At 73.0% G+C, this 19,297-nt stretch carries 15 protein-coding genes and 1 riboswitch; of the genes, 11 read left to right on the top strand and 4 right to left on the bottom strand.

What is annotated here, in order from left to right; translation table 11 throughout:
• Positions 1–57 precede the first annotated feature (57 nt).
• Complete coding sequence (locus tag AC4MBH_RS20300; protein WP_491797213.1) at positions 58–606, top strand: hypothetical protein; 549 nt, start codon at positions 58–60, stop codon at positions 604–606.
• Here AC4MBH_RS20300 and AC4MBH_RS20295 read toward each other — a convergent pair.
• Positions 578–1,486: a TIGR01777 family oxidoreductase gene (locus AC4MBH_RS20295; RefSeq protein ID WP_491797212.1), complete on the bottom strand. Its 909-nt coding sequence runs from the start codon at positions 1,484–1,486 to the stop codon at positions 578–580. The two genes, AC4MBH_RS20300 and AC4MBH_RS20295, sit on opposite strands and share 29 nt — an antisense overlap.
• Before the next feature lie 64 nt (positions 1,487–1,550).
• Positions 1,551–1,771, top strand: a riboswitch (cobalamin riboswitch).
• Between the two features lie 126 nt (positions 1,772–1,897).
• Here AC4MBH_RS20295 and AC4MBH_RS20290 point away from each other — a divergent pair.
• The 3 genes from AC4MBH_RS20290 (at position 1,898) to AC4MBH_RS20280 (ending at position 5,846) form a co-directional block, all read left to right on the top strand.
• Positions 1,898–4,285, top strand: a complete 2,388-nt coding sequence (locus tag AC4MBH_RS20290) for a ribonucleoside-diphosphate reductase subunit alpha (protein WP_491797211.1) — start codon at positions 1,898–1,900, stop codon at positions 4,283–4,285.
• Positions 4,282–5,325 (top strand): ribonucleotide-diphosphate reductase subunit beta, encoded by a 1,044-nt coding sequence (locus AC4MBH_RS20285; protein ID WP_491797210.1) that lies wholly within the window; start codon positions 4,282–4,284, stop codon positions 5,323–5,325. Before AC4MBH_RS20290 ends, AC4MBH_RS20285 begins: the two co-directional genes overlap by 4 nt.
• Before the next feature lie 65 nt (positions 5,326–5,390).
• Positions 5,391–5,846, top strand: coding sequence for a tellurite resistance TerB family protein (locus AC4MBH_RS20280; RefSeq protein WP_491797209.1), 456 nt, complete (start codon positions 5,391–5,393; stop codon positions 5,844–5,846).
• A 400-nt stretch (positions 5,847–6,246) separates the two neighbouring features.
• Here the strand turns inward: AC4MBH_RS20280 and sucB are convergent, their stop codons facing one another.
• Positions 6,247–8,202: a 2-oxoglutarate dehydrogenase, E2 component, dihydrolipoamide succinyltransferase gene (gene sucB, locus AC4MBH_RS20275; protein WP_491797208.1), complete on the bottom strand. Its 1,956-nt coding sequence runs from the start codon at positions 8,200–8,202 to the stop codon at positions 6,247–6,249.
• A gap of 17 nt (positions 8,203–8,219) precedes the next feature.
• Positions 8,220–9,617: a dihydrolipoyl dehydrogenase gene (gene lpdA / locus AC4MBH_RS20270; protein WP_491797207.1), complete on the bottom strand. Its 1,398-nt coding sequence runs from the start codon at positions 9,615–9,617 to the stop codon at positions 8,220–8,222.
• Positions 9,618–9,752: 135 nt separating this feature from the next.
• Here lpdA and AC4MBH_RS20265 point away from each other — a divergent pair, with 135 nt between their 5' ends.
• Positions 9,753–10,127 carry a hypothetical protein gene (locus AC4MBH_RS20265; RefSeq protein WP_491797206.1) on the top strand — a complete coding sequence of 125 codons (375 nt, stop codon included), beginning with the start codon at positions 9,753–9,755 and terminating at the stop codon, positions 10,125–10,127.
• A 159-nt stretch (positions 10,128–10,286) separates the two neighbouring features.
• Complete coding sequence (locus tag AC4MBH_RS20260) at positions 10,287–11,804, top strand: S8 family peptidase (protein WP_491797205.1); 1,518 nt, start codon at positions 10,287–10,289, stop codon at positions 11,802–11,804.
• Between the two features lie 153 nt (positions 11,805–11,957).
• Here AC4MBH_RS20260 and AC4MBH_RS20255 read toward each other — a convergent pair whose 3' ends face one another.
• The gene (locus AC4MBH_RS20255) at positions 11,958–13,475 is read right to left on the bottom strand and encodes a leucyl aminopeptidase (protein ID WP_491797204.1); all 1,518 of its coding nucleotides are present in this window, start codon (positions 13,473–13,475) and stop codon (positions 11,958–11,960) included.
• 83 nt (positions 13,476–13,558) lie between these two features.
• On the opposite strand from AC4MBH_RS20255, the gene gcvT reads away from it, so the two are divergent.
• The 5 genes from gcvT to AC4MBH_RS20230 are packed head-to-tail and all read left to right on the top strand — an operon-like array spanning position 13,559 to position 18,179.
• Positions 13,559–14,677 carry a glycine cleavage system aminomethyltransferase GcvT gene (gene gcvT, locus AC4MBH_RS20250; RefSeq protein WP_491797203.1) on the top strand — a complete coding sequence of 373 codons (1,119 nt, stop codon included), beginning with the start codon at positions 13,559–13,561 and terminating at the stop codon, positions 14,675–14,677.
• A gap of 5 nt (positions 14,678–14,682) precedes the next feature.
• Positions 14,683–14,955 (top strand): hypothetical protein, encoded by a 273-nt coding sequence (locus AC4MBH_RS20245; protein WP_491797202.1) that lies wholly within the window; start codon positions 14,683–14,685, stop codon positions 14,953–14,955.
• 58 nt (positions 14,956–15,013) lie between these two features.
• The gene (locus AC4MBH_RS20240; RefSeq protein WP_491797201.1) at positions 15,014–16,522 is read left to right on the top strand and encodes a hypothetical protein; all 1,509 of its coding nucleotides are present in this window, start codon (positions 15,014–15,016) and stop codon (positions 16,520–16,522) included.
• A 35-nt stretch (positions 16,523–16,557) separates the two neighbouring features.
• A complete protein-coding gene (locus AC4MBH_RS20235) occupies positions 16,558–17,370 on the top strand; it encodes a PhzF family phenazine biosynthesis protein (RefSeq protein ID WP_491797200.1) in 813 nt (270 codons plus the stop codon).
• Between the two features lie 14 nt (positions 17,371–17,384).
• The gene (locus AC4MBH_RS20230) at positions 17,385–18,179 is read left to right on the top strand and encodes a thymidylate synthase (protein ID WP_491797199.1); all 795 of its coding nucleotides are present in this window, start codon (positions 17,385–17,387) and stop codon (positions 18,177–18,179) included.
• Positions 18,180–19,297 lie beyond the last annotated feature (1,118 nt).

Below are 19,297 nucleotides of genomic sequence, written 5' to 3'. Positions count from 1 at the left end.
ACGCACGCCTGTGGATGACGCCGGCGGCCGACGGCGCGGGCCGGTGTACTGGGTGCCATGTCGTCCCGGGTGCTCACGCGCGTGCTGCTCAGCGTGCTGGCCGGCGCCCTGTGCGGGGTGACGGTGGCCTGCCTGGTCGTGCTGCTCGACCGTCCCGGGCGCCCCCCGGAGGCGGGGTCGGCGCCCGCGGCCGGTGCCGCCGGGCCCGCGGCGGTCGGGGCCGGCCGGGCGCGGGAGGTGCTCCGAGGCTGGGACGCGGCACGGGCCCGGGCGTGGACCACCGCCGACACCGCGGCCCTGGCGCGGCTCTACGTCCCGGGCTCGGTGGCCGGGCGGCGCGACGTCGCGATGCTGCGGGCCTGGTCCGAGCGCGGGGCCCGGGTGACGCGGCTGACCACCCAGGTGCTGCGGCTGCAGGTGCTGGTCGAGCGCGACCGGCGGCTGGTGCTCGTGGTGACCGACCGGGTGGCGCGTGTGCAGGCCGCTGGCGTCACGCTGCCGCAGGACCGGCCGACGACCCGCCGGATCACGCTGCTCCGCGCCGCGGCGGCCGGCGCGCGGTGGCAGGTCGCCGCCGTCAGTCGCGAGCCGCCAGCGCGGTCGTGACCAGGGCCTCGACGTCGGGGTCGGCGAAGGTGTAGCCCGACGCGAGCAGGGTGGCCGGGCGCACGTTGAGCGACCCGAGCAGCTCGGGCGCCATCCGACCGGCGGCGACCCTGATCACCGGCGCGGGTGCGGGCACCACCGCGGGACGGCGGAGGGCGGCGGCGAGGGCGCGGGTGAACTCGGCGTTGGTCGGGGCCTGCGGCAGGCAGAGGTTGACCGGGCCCGAGACGTCGGGGTGCTCGGCGAGGTGGACGACCGCGCCGACCCAGTCGCGCAGCGAGATCATCGGCATGTGCTGGCGACCGGAGCCGATCCGGCCGCCGAGCCCGGCCAGGAACTGCAGCCGCTGCTGCTTGAGCGGGGCGGCGCGGCGGTCCATCACGGGGGAGGTGCGCAGGACGCAGACCCGCGCGCCGGCCTCGACGGCCGGCTCGGCCGCCGCCTGCCAGGTCCGGGCCACCTCGGTGAGCAGCGAGTGCCCGCGGGTGTCGGAGGCCTCGGTGAGCACGGCCGGGCCGTGGTCGCCGTAGTAGGAGATGCCGTTGCCGGCCAGGTAGACCGGCGGCGCGCCGGCCCCGGCGATCGTCTCGGCCAGCAGTCGCGTCGTGGCCACCCGGCTGCCCTTGAGCTCGGCCGCCCACTTCCCCGAGTGCGGGTTGCCGAGGGTGGGGGAGCCGGCCAGGTTGATCACCACGTCGGCGGTGCGCACCAGGGTGCGGTCGACCTCACCGGCGTAGGGGTCCCACGTCGACTCGTCGGGGCCGCCCGCGCCACGGCGTACCAGCGAGGTGACGGCGTGGCCACGCCCGCGCAGGGCAGTGCGCAGGTGGGAGCCGAGGAAGCCGGAGCCGCCGGCGAGGACGACGGAGAGCGGGGTCATGGGTCCACCCTCCCAGATCCCGGGACACCCACATGTAGGTAATGACAACCGTGTGATTCCCACATATGGTGATCGATGCAGCTGGTCCGACCCGTCAGCCAGACGGGTCGGGGCAAGAGGGAACCCGGTGAGACCCCGGGACTGCCCCGCAGCGGTGAGTGGGAACGAACGCCGTCAACAGCACTGGGTCGAGACCGTCCGTGGTCGAGGCCTGGGAAGCGACGGTCAGTAGGTCGGTGCGTCATGCCCACGAGTCCGAAGACCTGCCAGCGCACCACGCCCGCCGGGCGTGGTGGTCCGAGGCCCCGAGGGAGGGCCGACGGCTCGTCCGACGCGTGCCCGCGGGTGCCGTCGTACCGCTGTCTCCTCCCCGTGCCCGGACCCCAGGACCGAGTCTCGCGAGGAGAGAGCATGACGGTCACAGAAGTCCGCACCCGTACGACGATGGTGGTGCGCAAGCGCAACGGGGACGCCGAGCCCGTCGACGTCGGCAAGATCGTGCGCGCGGTCGACCGCGTCGCCGGCGACCTGGCCGACGTCGACCCGATGCGGGTCGCCACCCGCACCATCAGCGGCCTGTACAACGGCGCCACCACCGCCGAGCTCGACCGGTTGTCGATCCAGACGGCCGCCGAGATGATCGGCGAGGAGCCGCAGTACTCCCGGCTCGCCGCCCGGCTATTGGCCGGCTACGTCGAGAAGGAGGTGCGCAACCAGGGCGTCGCGTCGTTCAGCCAGTCGGTCGCGCTGGGCCACGCCGAGGGGCTGATCGGCGACGACACCGCGCGGTTCGTCAAGGACAACGCGCGCAAGCTCGACTTCGCCGTCGACCCCGACGGCGACCGCCGCTTCGAGTACTTCGGGCTGCGCACGGTCTACGACCGCTACCTGCTGCGGCACCCGACGACCCGGCAGGTGGTGGAGACCCCGCAGTACTTCCTGCTCCGGGTGGCCTGCGGGCTGGCGCACTCGCCGTCGGAGGCGATCGAGTTCTACCGGCTGATGTCGAGCCTGGCCTACCTGCCGAGCAGCCCGACGCTGTTCAACTCCGGCACCCGGCACACGCAGATGTCGTCGTGCTACCTGATCGACTCACCCGTCGACGACCTCGACTCGATCTACAGCCGCTACGCCCAGGTCGCCAAGCTGTCGAAGTACGCCGGCGGCATCGGCATCGCGTTCTCCCGGGTGCGCTCGCGGGGCGCGCTGATCCGGGGCACCAACGGCCAGTCCAACGGCATCGTGCCGTTCCTGCGCACCCTCGACTCCTCCGTCGCCGCGGTCAACCAGGGCGGCCGCCGCAAGGGCGCGGCCTGCGTCTACCTCGAGCCGTGGCACCCCGACGTGGAGGAGTTCCTCGAGCTGCGCGACAACACCGGCGAGGACGCGCGGCGTACCCACAACCTCAACCTCGCCCACTGGGTGCCCGACGAGTTCATGCGCCGCGTCGAGGCCGACGAGCCGTGGTCGCTGATCGACCCCGACCAGGCGCCCGAGCTGGTGGACCTGTGGGGCGAGGCGTTCGACCGGGCCTACCGGCGGGCCGAGGAGGAGGGGCGCGTCGTGCGCCAGGTCGCCGCGCGCGACCTCTACGCCCGGATGATGCGGACGCTGGCGCAGACCGGCAACGGCTGGATGACCTTCAAGGACGCCGCCAACCGCACCTGCAACCAGACCTCCGACGAGCCCGGCGGTCCCGTGGTGCACCTGTCCAACCTGTGCACCGAGATCATCGAGGTCTCCTCCGACACCGAGACCGCGGTGTGCAACCTCGGCTCGATCAACCTCGCCCAGCACCTGCGCCCCGACGGCGTCGACTGGGACAAGCTGCGCGCGACCGTGCGCACCGCCGTGCCGCTGCTCGACCGGGTGATCGACGTCAACTACTACCCCTCGGCCGAGTCCGCGCGGTCCAACCCTCGCTGGCGCCCGGTCGGGCTGGGCCTGATGGGCCTGCAGGACGTCCTCTTCGCCCTGGGTCTCCCGTTCGACTCACCCGAGGCGCGTGAGCTGTCGACCCGGGTCTCGGAGGAGATCTACCTGACGGCGCTGGAGGTCTCCTGCGCGCTGGCCCGCGAGCACGGCGCCCACCCGGCGTACGACGGGACGCGCGCGGCGCGCGGGGTCCTGCAGCCCGACCACTGGCCGGTCGCCGTCACGCAGACCGCGCGGTGGGACGCCGTACGCGCGGACATCGCGGAGCACGGCCTGCGCAACTCCCTGCTCATCGCGATCGCGCCCACGGCCACCATCGCCAGCATCGCCGGCTGCTACGAGTGCATCGAGCCGCAGGTCTCCAACCTGTTCAAGCGCGAGACGCTGTCGGGGGAGTTCCTGCAGGTCAACACCGCCCTGGTGCGCGAGCTCAAGGCGCGGGGCATGTGGACCGCCGAGGTCCGCGACGCGATCAAGCGGGCCGAGGGCTCGGTGCAGGGCATCGAGGAGCTGCCCGACGACGTGCGCCGCCTCTTCCGCACCGCGTGGGAGCTGCCGCAGCGGGCGCTGATCGACATGGCCGCCGAGCGCCAGGCGTTCGTCGACCAGAGCCAGTCGCTCAACCTGTTCATCGCCGGGCCCTCGATCGGGAAGCTCTCGTCGATGTACCTGCACGCCTGGAAGGCCGGGCTGAAGACGACGTACTACCTGCGCTCACGCCCGGCCACCCGGATCGCCCAGACCACCGTCCCCAGGCTGGTCGAGGAGACCACCCTGCCCCTCACCGACATCACCGACACCACCGACCAGGAGGCGCTCGCGTGCTCCCTGGAGAACCCCGAGAGCTGCGAGGCCTGCCAGTGACCACCACGACCACCGCCACCACGACCACGGACGCCCAGCCCCGGATGCTCCTCGACCCCGGGATGGACCTCACCCTGCGGCCGATGCGCTACCCGCACTTCTACGACCGCTACCGCGACGCCATCAAGAACACCTGGACCGTCGAGGAGGTCGACCTGCACTCCGACCTGAAGGACCTGCAGCGCCTCAGCGACGCCGAGCGGCACCTCGTCTCGCGGCTGGTCGCCTTCTTCGCCACCGGCGACACGATCGTGGCCAACAACCTGGTGCTCAACCTCTACCAGCACGTCAACTCACCCGAGGGCCGGCTCTACCTGTCGCGGCAGCTGTTCGAGGAGGCCGTGCACGTGCAGTTCTACCTGACCCTGCTCGACACCTACGTGCCCGACGACAAGGAGCGGCACGAGGCCTTCGCGGCGGTCGACAACATCCCCTCGATCAAGGCCAAGGCCGACTTCTGCTTCCGCTGGATCGACTCGGTCTTCGACCTCCAGGAGCTGGAGACGCGCGAGCACCGCCGCGCCTTCCTGCTCAACCTGATCTGCTTCGCGGCAGTCATCGAGGGGCTGTTCTTCTACGGCGCCTTCGCCTACGTCTACTTCCTGCGCTCGCGCGGGTTCCTCAACGGCCTGGCGTCGGGCACCAACTGGGTCTTCCGCGACGAGTCGATGCACATGGCGTTCGCGTTCGACGTCGTCGACACCGTGCGCGCCGAGGAGCCCGACCTGTTCGACGACGAGATGGCCGCCCAGGTGCGGCAGATGCTCGTCGACGGTGTGGACGCCGAGGCGCAGTTCGCCGAGGACCTGCTCGGCGGCGGCATCGCCGGGCTCTCGACCACCGACATGCGCTCCTACCTCGAGTACGTCGCCGACCAGCGCATGCAGCGCCTCGGGCTGCCGGCGATCTACGGCTCGGCCAACCCGCTGGCGTTCATGGAGCTCCAGGACGTGCAGGAGCTCTCGAACTTCTTCGAGCGCAAGGTCTCGGCGTACCAGGTCGGCGTCTCGGGCTCGGTCGGGTTCGACGAGGACTTCTGAGCCGGTTGGCGCCGTCGGACACCCTGGGGGGTGTCCATCCCCGACGAACAGCGAGGACACCCTCCATGCCCATCTGGAACCGGCTCCGGGCAGCCACCCAGGACATGCAGTCACAGCTGCTGTCGAAGAAGAACGAGCTGCAGAGCGGTGCCTTCCGCGACGCGAGCATGGCAATGTGCGCGCTCGTGGCCGCGGCCGACGGCCACATCGACGACGCCGAGCGGCAGAAGGTCTCGGGTCTGATCACCACCAACCAGGCGCTCGGGAACTTCCCGCCCGAGACCCTGCGCACGACCTTCGAGAACTACTGCGCCAAGCTGACCGACGACTACCAGCTCGCAAAGGTCGAGCTCGTCCAGCTGATCGGCAAGACCAGCAAGAAGCCGGCCGAGGCCCGCGCGGTGATCCAGATCGGCATCATCGTCGGCGGCGCCGACGGCGACTTCGACGACCAGGAGAAGGCCGTGGTCCGCGAGTGCTGCCACGCCGTCGGCATCGCCCCCTCCGAGTTCGAGCTCTGATCCGACGCTGACCCGTCGTACATGCACGACGGGTCAGCGTGGGATCTGCGGTGACCCGTCGCCACGATGCGACGGGTCAGCGTGGGATCTGCGGTGACCCGTCGCCACGATGCGACGGGTCAGCGTGGGATCTGCGGTGACCCGTCGCCACGATGCGACGGGTCACCGCGCCTTCTTGCTGGGGTCACTCCGCGGCCCGGGGGTTTCGAGACGCCTCCGGTCAGTCCGTCGCTTCGCTCCGGCCTGGCCGTCGGCTCCTCAACCTCTTCGCACCCACGCAGGAAGCGCCTGACGAGCAAGCTCGCCGGGCGCTTCCTGCTGTGCTCAGACCTCAACCTCTTCGCCCTCACGCACCAGCGCCCCCGACGAGCGAGCTCGTCGGGGGCGCTTGGTGCTGGACTCAGACCTCGAAGGCGCCGGACTCGAGGCGCTTCTTGACCTCCTGGAGGAACCGGCCGGCGTCGGCGCCGTCGACCAGGCGGTGGTCGTAGGTCAGGGCCAGGTAGACCATGTGGCGGACGGCGATCGTCTCGCCGAGGTTGGCGTCGTCGATGACGACCGGACGCTTGACCACCGCGCCCGGCCCGAGGATCGCGACCTGCGGCTTGTTGATGATCGGGGTGTCCCACAGGGCCCCGACGCTGCCGAGGTTGGTGATCGTGAAGGTGCCGCCGCTGAGCTCGTCGGGGCTGATCTTGTTGGTGCGGGTGCGCTGGGCGACGTCGGCGATCTTCTTGGCCAGCCCGGCGATCGACAGGTCGCCGGCGTCCTTGACCACCGGGGTGATCAGGCCCTTCTCGGTGTCGACGGCGAACGCGAGGTTCTCGCGGTCGTAGTAGGTGATCGTGCCCGCGTCGGTGTCGATCGTCGCGTTGAGCTTGGGGTGCTGCTTGAGCGCGTCGATCGCGGCCTTGGCGAAGAAGGGCAGGTAGGACAGCTTCACGCCCTCGCGGGCGAGGAACTCGGCCTTCTTGGCCTCGCGCAGCCGGGCGACGTTGGTGACGTCGACCTCGATCACCTGCGTGAGCTGGGCGCCCGACTGCAGCGAGTCGACCATCCGCTCGGCGATGATCTTGCGCAGCCGGCTGATCTTCTCCGTCGTACCGCGCAACGGGGACGGGTCGACCGGCGCGGCCGACGCCGCAGGCGCGGCGGACGACGCCGCGGGGGCAGCGGGGGCAGCGGCAGCCGGGGCGGCCGCCTGCTCCTTGGCCTTGGCGGCGGCGTCGAGCACGTCCTGCTTGCGGATGCGACCGCCGACGCCCGACCCGCTCAGCGAGGCCAGGTCGACGCCGTGCTGGGCGGCGAGCTTGCGCACCAGGGGAGTGACGTAGCCGGCGCCGTCGGTGGCCGAGCCACCCGAGCCACCAGAGCCACCCGCCGGCTCGCCGGTGGACGGCGACTGCGCGCTGGGGGCCGGGGCCTTCTCGGCCGCGGGCTCGGCCTCGTGCGAAGGCTCCTTGACCGGGTCGGCGACCGGGGCGGACTCCTCGGCCGGCTGGGCCTCGGGCTCGGGCTCCTTGTCCTTCTCCGGGGTCTCGTCGCCCTCGGGGAGGTCGCCCTTCTCCTCGGCGATCTGCTCCTCCTGCTCGGCCTTCTTCTCGGCCTGCTCCTCGTCCTTGGGCTGGGCCTCGGGGGCGGCGGAGTCGGAGACGTCGTCGGCGGTGGCGCCCTGGTCGCCCACGATCGCGAGCTCGGCGCCGACCTCGACGGTCTCGTCCTCCTCGACCTTGATCTCGAGCAGGGTGCCGGCCACGGGCGAGGGGATCTCGGTGTCGACCTTGTCGGTGGAGACCTCGAGCAGCGGCTCGTCGACGGCGACGTCGTCGCCGACCTGCTTGAGCCAGCGGGTCACGGTGCCCTCGGTCACGGACTCACCGAGCGCCGGCAGGGTGACCGAGGTGGCGTTGCCGCCACCGCCGCCGCCACCGCCGGAGGACGCGGCGGGCTGCTCGGGCTCGTCGGACTTCTCGGACTCGGGGGTCTCGTCGCCCTCGGGGAGGTCGCCCTTCTCCTCGGCGATCTCCTCCTCCTGCTCGGCCTTCTTCTCGGCCTCGTCGTCGTCCTTGGGCTGGGCCTCGGGCGCGGCGGACTCGTCGGCGTCGCCGCTCGACTCGCCCTCCTCGCCGATCACGGCGAGAGCGGCGCCGACCTCGACGGTGTCGTCCTCCTCGGCCTTGATCTCGAGCAGGGTGCCGGCGACGGGGGAGGGGATCTCGGTGTCGACCTTGTCGGTGGAGACCTCGAGCAACGGCTCGTCGACCGCGACGGCGTCACCGACCTGCTTGAGCCAGCGGGTGACGGTGCCTTCGGTGACGGACTCGCCGAGGGCGGGGAGGTTGACTTCGGTGGCCATGGGTGAGCGGTTCCCCTTCAGGAGTGGGCGTGGAGCGGTTTGCCGGCGAGGGCCAGGTGGGCCTCGCCGAGGGCTTCGTTCTGGGTCGGGTGGGCGTGCACGAGAGGAGCGACGTCCTCGGCGTGGGCCTCCCAGGCGTAGATGAGCTGGGCCTCGCCGACGAGCTCGCCGACCCGGTCGCCGACCATGTGGACGCCGACCACGGGGCCGTCGACGCGGCGGACCAGCTTGACGAAACCCTGGGTCTTGAGGATCTGGCTCTTGCCGTTGCCGCCGAGGTCGTAGGTGAGCGTCTCGACCCCGTCGTCGCCGTACGCCGTGCGGGCGGCGGCCTCGTCGAGGCCGACCGAGGCGATCTCGGGGTGGGAGTAGGTCACGCGCGGGATCGCGGTCTCGTCGATCGGCTGCGGGTCGAGGCCGGCGATGTCCTCGGCCACGAAGATGCCCTGGGCGAACCCGCGGTGGGCGAGCTGCAGGCCGGGCACGATGTCGCCGACGGCGCGGACGCCCTCGACGTTGGTGCGGCAGCGCGCGTCGGCGAGGACGAACCCGCGCTCCATCGCGACCCCGGCCTCCTCGAAGCCGAGGCCGTCGGTGGCCGGGCCGCGACCGACGGCGACGAGCAGCAGCTCGGCCTCGATCACGCTCGACGCGCCGCCGCCGTCCTCGACGGTGACGGCGACGCCGTGGTCGGTGGTCTTCACGCTGTGGAAGCGGGTGCCGGTGCGGAACGCGATCTTCCGCTTGCGGAACGCCCGCTCGAGCGCCTTGGACGACGCCTCGTCCTCGGCCGCGACCAGCCGCGGCAGCGCCTCGACGATGGTGACCTCGGCGCCGAAGCTGCGCCACACGCTGGCGAACTCGCAGCCGATCACGCCGCCGCCCAGCACCACGACCGACGCCGGCACCCGGTCGAGGCGCAGCGCGTGCTCGGAGGTGATCACGCGCTCGCCGTCGACCTCGAGGCCCGGCAGGGAGCGCGCGTAGGAGCCGGAGGCGAGCACGAGGTGCTTGCCGGTGTGGACGTCCTGGCCGTCGGCGCCGGTCACCGTCACCTGTCGGTCGCCGGTGACCTTGCCCTCGCCCTCGATGACGGTGATGCCACGGCCGTGGATCAGGCCGGTGAGGCCCTTGTAGAGCCGCGACACCACGCCGTCCTTGTAGGCGTTGACGCCGGGCATGTCGATGCCCTCGAGCGTGGCGCGCACGCCGAACTGCTCGGAGTCGCGGGTGCTGTCGGCGACCTCGGCGGCGTGCAGCAGCGCCTTGGTCGGGATGCAACCGACGTGCAGGCAGGTGCCGCCGAGCTTGCCCTTCTCCACCAGCCCGACGTTGAGCCCCAGCTGTGCCGCGCGGAGGGCGCAGGCATAACCGCCCGATCCCGCTCCGAGGACGAGGACGTCGAATTCGGCCACGCTGGTCCTTCCGTGCTGTCACCGGGTGACGGGGGGTCTGGTCCACCCATCTTTGCACTACGCGTGATCTGGGCGACAAGCGCGTTGCGGGGCGTTCTACCGCGTCCAGCGAAGTCGGCGGGGCAGGATGCACCCATGGGTTTCCTCGACCGCTTCCGCCGTGGGTCACGTCCGCGCGTGAGCCGCCCCACGGGCGGCATGCGCACCGGTTCGACCACCGTCCGCGCCTCCGACAAGGTCGACGTGCAGCACCTCGACGGCTGGGTGGCCGAGCGCCGGGGCGTCGAGGGCTTCGTCGAGCCGCGCACCGCGGTCAGCGAGGTGACGCTGCTGCTGGTCGCCCACGACGGGGAGTGGACCCGGCGCCGCGTGCCGTCGGTGAAGTGGGCCCACGACTTCTGCAACAAGCACCAGGTGCCGTCGTACGACGCCGCCGTGGTCGGCATCCCGCAGCGGATGCGCGACTACAACTCCCGGATGAAGCAGCAGCGGCGACAGCAGGGCCTGTAGCGCGGGACCCGTCCCGGTCTAGACCGATCCGGCCGATCGTGAGGGGTATCCCTTGACCTCGGCCGCGGGCGTGTCGGAGCGGCTCGCCGCGGTCCTACTCTCCGTCAGCCGGCGAGACCTCGGGTGGTCTCACTCCGCCGGCGGACCAAGGGAGAAGCAATGTCCAGAAGCATCCGCTGGGGCGCCGTGGCGCTCGGCGTCGTCGCGGCCACCACCCTGGCAGCGGCGCCGTCCGGGGCCGGTACGTCGGGCGACCCCCGGCTCGCGCCCCTCCGAGGCGCGTCGTCGGCCACGGCCGTCGACGGCGCCTACATCGTCGTGCTCGAGGCCGGCGCGCCGAGCACCGGCGCGGAGGCCCGGCAGACCCGCGCACGCGGCGGCCAGGTGCAGCGCCAGTTCTCCGTCATCCGCGGCTACAGCGCCCGCCTGTCCGACTCCGAGCTGCGCCAGGTCCGCCAGGACCCCGACGTGGCCTACGTCGAGCAGGACCAGGTGGTGCGTGCCTCCGACGTCCAGCCCAACCCGACGTGGGGGCTCGACCGCATCGACCAGCGCAACCTCCCGCTCGACCGCAGCTACACCTACAACGCCACGGGCACCGGCGTCGACGCCTACGTGATCGACACCGGCATCCTGACCTCCCACTCCGAGTTCGCCGGCCGCACCGCGCCCGGCTACACCGCCATCAACGACGGACGCGGCACCACCGACTGCAACGGTCACGGCACCCACGTGGCCGGCACCGTCGGCGGCACGACGTACGGCGTGGCCAAGCGCGTGACGCTGGTCCCGGTCCGGGTGCTGGGCTGCAACGGGTCGGGCACCAACTCCGGCGTCATCGCCGGCATGGACTGGGTCGCCAACAACGCCAGCGGCCCCTCGGTGGCCAACATGAGCCTCGGCGGCGGCGCCTCCCAGGCCACCGACGACGCCGTCAACCGGATGGTCGCGCGCGGTGTCTCGGTCGTCGTGGCCGCGGGCAACGAGAACCAGAACGCCTGCAACGTCTCCCCGGCCCGCGCCGCCAACGCGATCACGACCGGCTCGACCACCAACACCGACGCGCGGTCGTCGTTCAGCAACTTCGGCCCCTGCGTCGACCTGTTCGCGCCGGGCAGCAACATCACCTCGGCCTGGTACACCTCCACCTCGGCGACCAACACCATCAGCGGTACGTCGATGGCCTCCCCGCACGCGGCCGGCGTCGCGGCGCTGTACCTGCAGACCAACCCGTCGGCCTCCCCGGCGGCGGTGGCCAACGCCCTGGTCAGCACCGCGACCACCGGCAAGGTCACCGGCGCCGGCACCGGCTCGCCCAACCGGCTGCTCTACAGCCTGCTCACCGGCGGCGGCACGACGCCGACCGACCCGCCGCCCACCGGCGCCGACTGCGACGAGACCGTCACCGGCTCGGTCAGCTCCCGCACCGAGCGGGTCGCGACCAGCTTCACCACCACCGGCGGCCGGCTCACCGGCTGCCTGACCGGTCCGTCGGGCACCGACTTCGACCTCTTCCTCGACCGCTGGAACGGCTCGAGCTGGGTCGAGGTCGCCTCCGGTGAGGGCTCCACCTCCACCGAGAACGTCACCTACACCGCGGCGTCCGGCGAGTACCGCTGGACCGTCTACGCCTACACCGGCTCCGGCTCGTTCACGCTCAGGCACGGCCGCCCGTAACGCTCGGCTCCAGCCCCACCCACGCTGACCCGTCGTACATGTGCGACGGGTCAGCGTCGTTCTGGCGGTGACCCGTCGCAACGTGGCGACGGGTCAGCGTCCTTCTCGCGGTGACCCGTCGCAACGTGGCGACGGGTCAGCGTGGGTGGGGTCTCAGACGGGTGGGGTGCTGAGGGTGCGGGCGTACTCGACGAGGGTGGTGACGGCGACGCCGGTGCCGCCGCTGGTGACGTGGCCGAAGGGGCCGCCGGCGTTGAACGCCGGGCCGGCGATGTCGAGGTGGGCCCAGGGGAGGCCGGCGGTGAACTCGCGCAGGAACGCCGCCGCGTACAGGCCGCCGCCCCAGCGGATCCAGTCGTGCTGGGCGAGGTCGGCGACGGTGCTGGAGCGGATGCGCTCGTCCATGAACTCCGGTATGGGCATCGGCCAGTGGTCCTCGCCGGCGACCTCGGCCGCCGCGAGCACCGCCGCGACGACGGCCTGGTCGCCGAGCACGCCGCCGAGCCGGTCGCCGAGCGCGACGACCATGTGACCGGTGAGCGTCGCCACGTCGAGGACGACGTCGGGCTCCTGCTCGGTGGCCAGCACGAGCGCGTCGCCGAGCACCATCCGACCCTCGGCGTCGGTGTTGAGGATCTCCACGGTGGTGCCGCCGTACATGGTCACCACGTCGCCGGGGCGGGTGGCGGCGTCGCCGACCATGTTCTCCGCCAGCGCGGCGTACGTCGTGACGCGCAGCGGCAGCCCGAGGTCGGCGATGGCGAGGGTCGCCGTCACCACGGCGGCCGCGCCGGCCATGTCGGACTTCATGTGGTGCATGTTGGCGGCGGGCTTGATCGACAGGCCGCCGGTGTCGAAGGTGATGCCCTTGCCGACCAGGGCGAGGTGCTGGGTGGCGCCCTTGGGGGCGTAGGTCAGCCGGACCAGCCGCGGCGGGGCGTCGGAGCCCTGGCCGACCGAGAGGATGCCGCCGCAGCCGAGCTCGGCGAGCTGCTGCTCGTCGAGGACCTCGACCTTGACCTTGGCGGCGCCGCGGGGGCGGTCGCCGACGGCCGCCACGATCCGGTCGGCGAAGCCGGGCGGTCGCAGGTCGTTGGGCGGCGTGTTGACCCAGTCGCGCGCGGTCGCGACGGCGGCGGAGACCACCTGTGCCTCCTCGAAGGCCGCGACGACGTCCTTCCTGCGTGCGGCGGGGCTCAGGACCACGACCTCGCCGGGGGCCGCGTCGGTGTCGTCGCCGGACCTGCGTGGCGCCGACTTGTACCCGGTGAACGTGTAGCCGCCGAGCGCGTAGCCCTCTACGGTCGCGCGGACCAGCTCGGGGGAGTCGGCGGGGAGCGCGAGCGCGACCGACGTCGCGTTGGACACGGCGCGGGCCGCGGCGCCGGCCCCGCGGCGTACGGCGTCGGTGGAGACGTCGGCGCCGAGCCCGGCCAGCACCAGCACGGGCGAGGCGATCGACCGGGCGGTGGGCACCTTGACGACCTCGCCGGCCTTGCCGGTCACACCGAGGGATGCCAGCAGCGGCGCGAGCCGGCGGCCGTAGGCCTCGCCGACGTCGTCGGCTCCGGGCGCCAGCCGCGGACCGGAGTCACCGGACAGCACACCCACCACCACGGTGTCGCACCGGGTCTTGGCGGGGCTGGCGCTGCGCAGGGTCCACGTCGTCACCGCGGCAGCCTACGCGCGGAGCACCGGGCCGCAGACGCCCGGCCGCCCGACCGCCCGCACCCGCGCCGGGTAGGTTCCTGAGCATGTCCGAGGCGTCTGGTCCCGCGGAGCCGTTGCGCTCTCCCCTGCACGACCGCCACGTGGCGCTGGGTGCCAAGTTCGCCGACTTCGGCGGCTGGTCGATGCCGCTGCAGTACGCCGGCGTCGTCGAGGAACACACCGCCGTGCGCACCGCGGCCGGCCTCTTCGACGTCAGCCACCTCGGCAAGGCCGAGGTCGCCGGACCCGGCGCCGCCGCGCTCGTCAACGCGACGCTGAGCAACGACCTGCGCAAGATCGCGCCCGGGAAGGCGCAGTACACGCTGTGCTGCGACGACGCCACCGGCGGCATCGTCGACGACCTGATCGCCTACTACCGCGACGACGAGCACGTCTTCCTCATCCCCAACGCCGCCAACACCGCCGAGGTCGTGCGCCGGCTGCAGGCGGCCGCGCCCGAGGGCGTCGAGGTCACCGACCAGCACCACGACCACGTCGTCCTCGCCGTCCAGGGCCCGAGGTCCGACGAGGTGCTCGCCGCCGTCGGGCTGCCGACGGGGCACGACTACATGAGCTTCGTCGAGGCGCCGTACGGCGACCACACCGTCACCGTCTGCCGCACCGGCTACACCGGCGAGCGCGGCTACGAGCTGGTCGCGCCCCACGCCGCCGCCGAGGCGCTCTGGGACGCGCTGGTCGTGGCGGGGGAGCCGCACGGCCTGGCGCCGTGCGGTCTCGGCGCCCGCGACACGCTCCGCACCGAGATGGGCTACCCGCTCCACGGCCAGGACATCTCGCTCGACGTCACCCCCAACGAGGCGCGCCTCGGCTGGGCGGTCGGCTGGAAGAAGGACGAGTTCTGGGGCCGCGACGCGCTCGTCGCCGAGAAGGAGGCCGGACCGCGACGCCGGCTGGTCGGGCTCGAGTCGACCGGCCGCGCCATCCCGCGGCCCCACATGAGCGTGAGCCTGACCCCCGACATCCTGCTGGGCGAGGTCACCTCCGGCACCTTCTCCCCGACGCTGCGCAAGGGCATCGCGCTGGCGCTGCTCTCCACGGTCGTCGCGCCCGACGCCCAGGTCGGCGTCGACGTCCGCGGCCGGCGCGAGATGTTCCAGATCCGACCCCTGCCGTTCGTCGACACCTCCGTCCGCGAGTCCTGAGAGGCGTGTCCGTGCTCCCCGACCAGCCCCCGACCTTCCGCCGCCCCACCCCCGCCGAGCGCCCCTGGACGTGGCGGCTCGAGGACGCCTCGGGCGTCGAGGTCGCGCCCACCGGCGACCTGGCCCCCGAGCTGACCGGGCAGCGGTTCGCCAGCCAGGCCGACGCCGAGTCCTGGGTCGGCGAGGCCTTCCCCGACCTCGCAGCGTCCGGCGTCGACCAGGTGACCCTCTTCGAGCACGACCGGCGCGTCTACGGCCCGATGTCGCTCCATCCGTAGCCGCCGCCGCCTCGAATCCCCCACGATGGGGTGACCGAGACGGGGTGAGGTGGTGAGCGTGCCGGACCACGATGAGCTCACGGCGTACGCCGCCGGCCGGTGGCCGGTCGTGGTGCGCACGCTGGTGCTCCTCGGCGCGCCCCCCCGGCACGCCCAGGTGCTGGCCGTCCAGGCGGTGGCGGGACTCCTCGAGCGGTGCGCCGAGGACGAGTGGGTCGACCTCGACGTCGTCCTCGCCGCCGAGGTCGTCGACGCCTGGACCACCGACCGCACCGCCTGGTGGAACCGCGCCGAGCAGCGCGACGACCACGACCTCGCGGACACCGGGGTCCCGGCGGCGTGCCTCGAGCTCGACGCGCTGCCCGCGGACGAGCGGGCGCGCCTGGTCGTCGGCGCTGTCGTCGGGCTGACACCGGACCAGGTCGACGACGCCCTGGGTCCGGTCGGCGCGTGGCGGCCCGCGCAGGGCGCCGCTCGGTTGGCCGGGCTCGCGCGGGTCGCCGAGGAGATCCCGCCGAGCGAGCCCCGGGTGGAGGCCGCCCGCGCCTGGTCGCAGACCCGGTCCCGTCGCGGCTCGGGCCTGGCGGTGGCTGCCCTCGTGGCCGGGCTCGCGGTCGTCGTGGCGCTCGTGCCCGTGGTGTCCCGGTTGACCGACGGGACGTCGTCGCCCCCGGGCTCGACCTCGTCGACCTCGTCGGCCTCCGGTCCGTCGTCGCGGATCGTCGACCCGCCGCCCGGGCAGGGCGGCGACGCGTCCCAGCGCCGCGACCTCTTCACGGTCCCGTGGTACGACGACCGGCGGGTGTACCTGCCCGACCGCACCGTCCGCGTCCCGCGGCTCGCCGGGCTGGCGCGGTCCGGCGACGGCGTCGTCGCCACCGACGAGAGGGGCCGGGTGCTGCACGTGCGGGGCACCGGCGCCGTGGAGGTGCTCGGCCGGACCGACCCGACGACGCCCGCGCGGGCCGACGGGCTGGTGGCCGCCTGGGTCGACCGGCCCACCGGCGACCTGGTGCTGCGCGCGCTGCTCGGCCAGGAGGTGCGCAGGCCGCTGCCCGCGGGGTCACGGGTGACGGCGCTCGACGGCCGGCGGGCCTACGTCGACGCGCCCGGTCGCGCGCTGGTGGTCGGCAGCGACGGGACCGTCACCGACGGGGTGCCGGGCCTGGTCGACGCCTCGGCCGGCACGGTGGTCGTCGAGGAGGCGCTCGGCCGGCTGCGGGTCACCCGGCCCGACGCCTCGGTGCTCGACCTGGGCGGTACGGGCGGGGTCCTGTCCCCGGACGCCCTGCACCTGGTCACGGGCACACCCGGCTCCAGCCCCGGCTTCGCCGTGGTCGAGACGGACACCGGCACGACGGTGGGGCTGCCGCTCCCCGACGGCTCGGTGGCCCGCGACGCCGCCTTCGGCGCGGAGGGGCAGGTCACGTTCGTGGTGGCCCGACCCGACGTGGCGCGGGTGCGTCCGGCCGGCTTCGACCTGACGGTGTGCGACCTGGAGACCAGGGTCTGCCGCACCACGGTGCGGTCCTCCGACCCCGACCTGGTGCCCGTGCTGGCCAGGTGACCGACCGGCGGCCGGACATGCCCTACCGTCGCCGTGTGCTGCCGTTCCGCCAGGTCGACGTCTTCTCCGCCGAGCCGCTGCGCGGCAACCCGGTCGCCGTGGTGCACGACGCCGACGACCTCACCGACGAGCAGATGGCGGCGTTCGCGCGCTGGACCAACCTGTCCGAGACGACGTTCCTGCTCGCGCCGACCACCCCGGACGCCGACTACCGGCTGCGGATCTGGACCACCGGCGGCGAGCTGCCGTTCGCCGGGCACCCGACCCTCGGCTCGGCCCACGCGTGGCTCGAGGCCGGGGGAGTGCCGGCCTCGTCCGACACGGTCGTGCAGGAGTGCGCCGCCGGGCTGGTCGACGTACGCCGCGGCGACCGGCTGGCCTTCGAGGCACCGCCGCTCGTGCGCTCGGGGCCGGTCGACGACGCCGACCTCGACTCGGCCCTCGCCGGCCTGCGGCTGCACCGCGACGACGTCGTCGACGCGGCCTGGGTCGACAACGGTCCCGGGTGGCTGGCGATGCTGCTCCACGACGCCGACGCCGTCCTGGCGTGCCGACCCGGCGTCGGCTTCGAGCGCCTCAAGGTCGGCGTCGTCGGGCCGCACCCGCCCGGCGCCGAGTGCGCCGTCGAGGTGCGGGCGGTCTACGACGGCTTCGAGGACCCCGTCACCGGCAGCCTCAACGCCGGGATCGCCCAGTGGCTCGCCGGCACCCGCCTGCCCACGTCGTACGTCGCCGCCCAGGGCACCGTGCTCCAGCGGCGCGGACGCGTGCACGTCGACGTGGTCGACGGGGTCGTGCACGTCGGCGGCGACACCCGCACGACCATCACCGGCACGGTCGACCTCTGATCTAGATTGGGGGCGTGCGCGCCTACCTCGACCTCGTCCAGCGGATCCTCGACGAGGGGGTCGAGAAGGGTGATCGCACCGGCACCGGCACGCTGTCGGTCTTCGGCCACCAGCTGCGCTTCGACCTCACTGAGGGGTTCCCGCTGGTGACCACCAAGAAGGTCCACACGCGGTCGGTCTTCGCCGAGCTGCTGTGGTTCCTGCGTGGCGACACCAACGTGAAGTGGCTGCAGGACCGCGGCGTCACGATCTGGGACGAGTGGGCCGACGCCGACGGCGAGCTCGGCCCCGTCTACGGCTACCAGTGGCGCTCCTGGCCCACCCCCGACGGCCGCCACGTCGACCAGGTCGCCCAGGTCGTCGAGCAGCTGCGCCGCGACCCCGACTCCCGCCGCCACGTCGTCTCGGCCTGGAACGTCGCCGACATCCCCGACATGGCGCTCGCGCCGTGCCACACGCTCTTCCAGTTCTACGTCGCCGGCGGACGGCTGAGCTGCCAGCTCTACCAGCGCTCGGCCGACGTCTTCCTCGGCGTGCCGTTCAATATCGCCTCCTACGCGCTGCTGACCCACATGGTCGCCCAGGTGACCGGCCTCGAGGTCGGCGACTTCGTGCACACCCTCGGCGACGCCCACCTCTACACCAACCACCTCGACCAGGCGCGCCTCCAGCTCACCCGCGACCCGCGCCCGCTCCCGCGGCTCGTCCTCGACCCCTCGGTCACCGACCTGGCGGCCTTCGACCTCGAGCACATCGCCGTCGAGGGCTACGACCCCCACCCGGGCATCAAGGCCCCCATCGCCGTCTGAGGTCGGCTCGACCGGGGTCTCTGGTCGTCGTACGGCGGGGGTCACCGACGGTGGTCGAGCCGCGGGGACGAGGTCTCCGCGAGTCACCGACGGTGGTTGAGGAGGTTGCGCTGGCAACCGTCTCGAATCCACCCGACGATGCGCACCTCGCCGGGTTTCGACTCGGGCTCGCTGGCGCTCGCCCGGCTCGACCAGCGTCACCGACGGTGGTCGAGCCGCGGGGACGAAGTCTCCGCGAGTCGAGACCCCCGCAGGGCGGGCACCTCGCCGGGTCTCGACTCGGGCTCACTGGCGCTCGCCCGGCTCGACCAGCGTGAGTGGCCGTCGTACGGCGGGGCTCACCGACGGTGGTCGAGCCGCGGGGACGAAGTCTCCGCGAGTCGAGACCCCCGCAGGGTGCCTTCCCTCGCCGGGTCTCGACTCGGGCTCGCTGGCGCTCGCCCGGCTCGACCAGCGTCACCGACGGTGGTCGAGCCGCGGGGACGAAGTCTCCGCGAGTCGAGACCCCCGCAGGGTGCCTACCCCCGGGTCTCGACTCGGGCTCGCTGGCGCTCGCCCGGCTCGACCAGCGTGAGTGGCCGTCGTACGACGGTCGATCACCGACGGTGGTCGAGCCGCGGGGACGAAGTCTCCGCGAGTCGAGACCCCCGCAGGGTGCCTTCCCTCGCCGGGTCTCGACTCGGGCTCGCTGGCGCTCGCCCGGCTCGACCAGCGTGAGTGGCCGTCGTACGGCGGGGGTCACCGACGGTGGTCGAGCCGCGGGGACGAAGTCTCCGCGAGTCGAGACCCCCGCAGGGTGCCTTCCCTCGCCGGGTCTCGACTCGGGCTCGCTGGCGCTCGCCCGGCTCGACCAGCGTTACTGACGGTGGTTGAGGAGGTTGCTGGCAACGGTCTCGAAACCACCGGGGGATGCGCACCTCGCCGGGTCTCGACTCGGGCTCGCTGGCGCTCGCCCGGCTCGACCAGCGTCGCTGACGGTGGTTGAGGAGGTTGCGCTGGCAACCGTCTCGAAACCACCCGACGGTGCGCACCTCGCCGGGTCTCGACTCGGGCTCGCTGGCGCTCGCCCGGCTCGACCAGCGTCACTGACGGTGGTCGAGGAGGTTGCGCTGGCAACC

It is taken from the genome of Nocardioides sp. WJ219, from assembly GCF_058559815.1.
Note: the sequence above shows the minus strand (reverse complement) of the source record. Positions and strands in the feature narration are given on the sequence as shown.

Coding starts and splice junctions, on each gene's coding strand:
- AC4MBH_RS20280 (WP_491797209.1), top strand. CDS start 5,391: ATGCCCATCTGGAACCGGCTCCGGGCAGCCACCCAGGACATGCAGTCA.
- sucB (WP_491797208.1), bottom strand. CDS start 8,202: ATGGCCACCGAAGTCAACCTCCCCGCCCTCGGCGAGTCCGTCACCGAA.
- AC4MBH_RS20295 (WP_491797212.1), bottom strand. CDS start 1,486: ATGACCCCGCTCTCCGTCGTCCTCGCCGGCGGCTCCGGCTTCCTCGGC.
- gcvT (WP_491797203.1), top strand. CDS start 13,559: ATGTCCGAGGCGTCTGGTCCCGCGGAGCCGTTGCGCTCTCCCCTGCAC.
- AC4MBH_RS20260 (WP_491797205.1), top strand. CDS start 10,287: ATGTCCAGAAGCATCCGCTGGGGCGCCGTGGCGCTCGGCGTCGTCGCG.
- AC4MBH_RS20300 (WP_491797213.1), top strand. CDS start 58: ATGTCGTCCCGGGTGCTCACGCGCGTGCTGCTCAGCGTGCTGGCCGGC.
- AC4MBH_RS20290 (WP_491797211.1), top strand. CDS start 1,898: ATGACGGTCACAGAAGTCCGCACCCGTACGACGATGGTGGTGCGCAAG.
- AC4MBH_RS20265 (WP_491797206.1), top strand. CDS start 9,753: ATGGGTTTCCTCGACCGCTTCCGCCGTGGGTCACGTCCGCGCGTGAGC.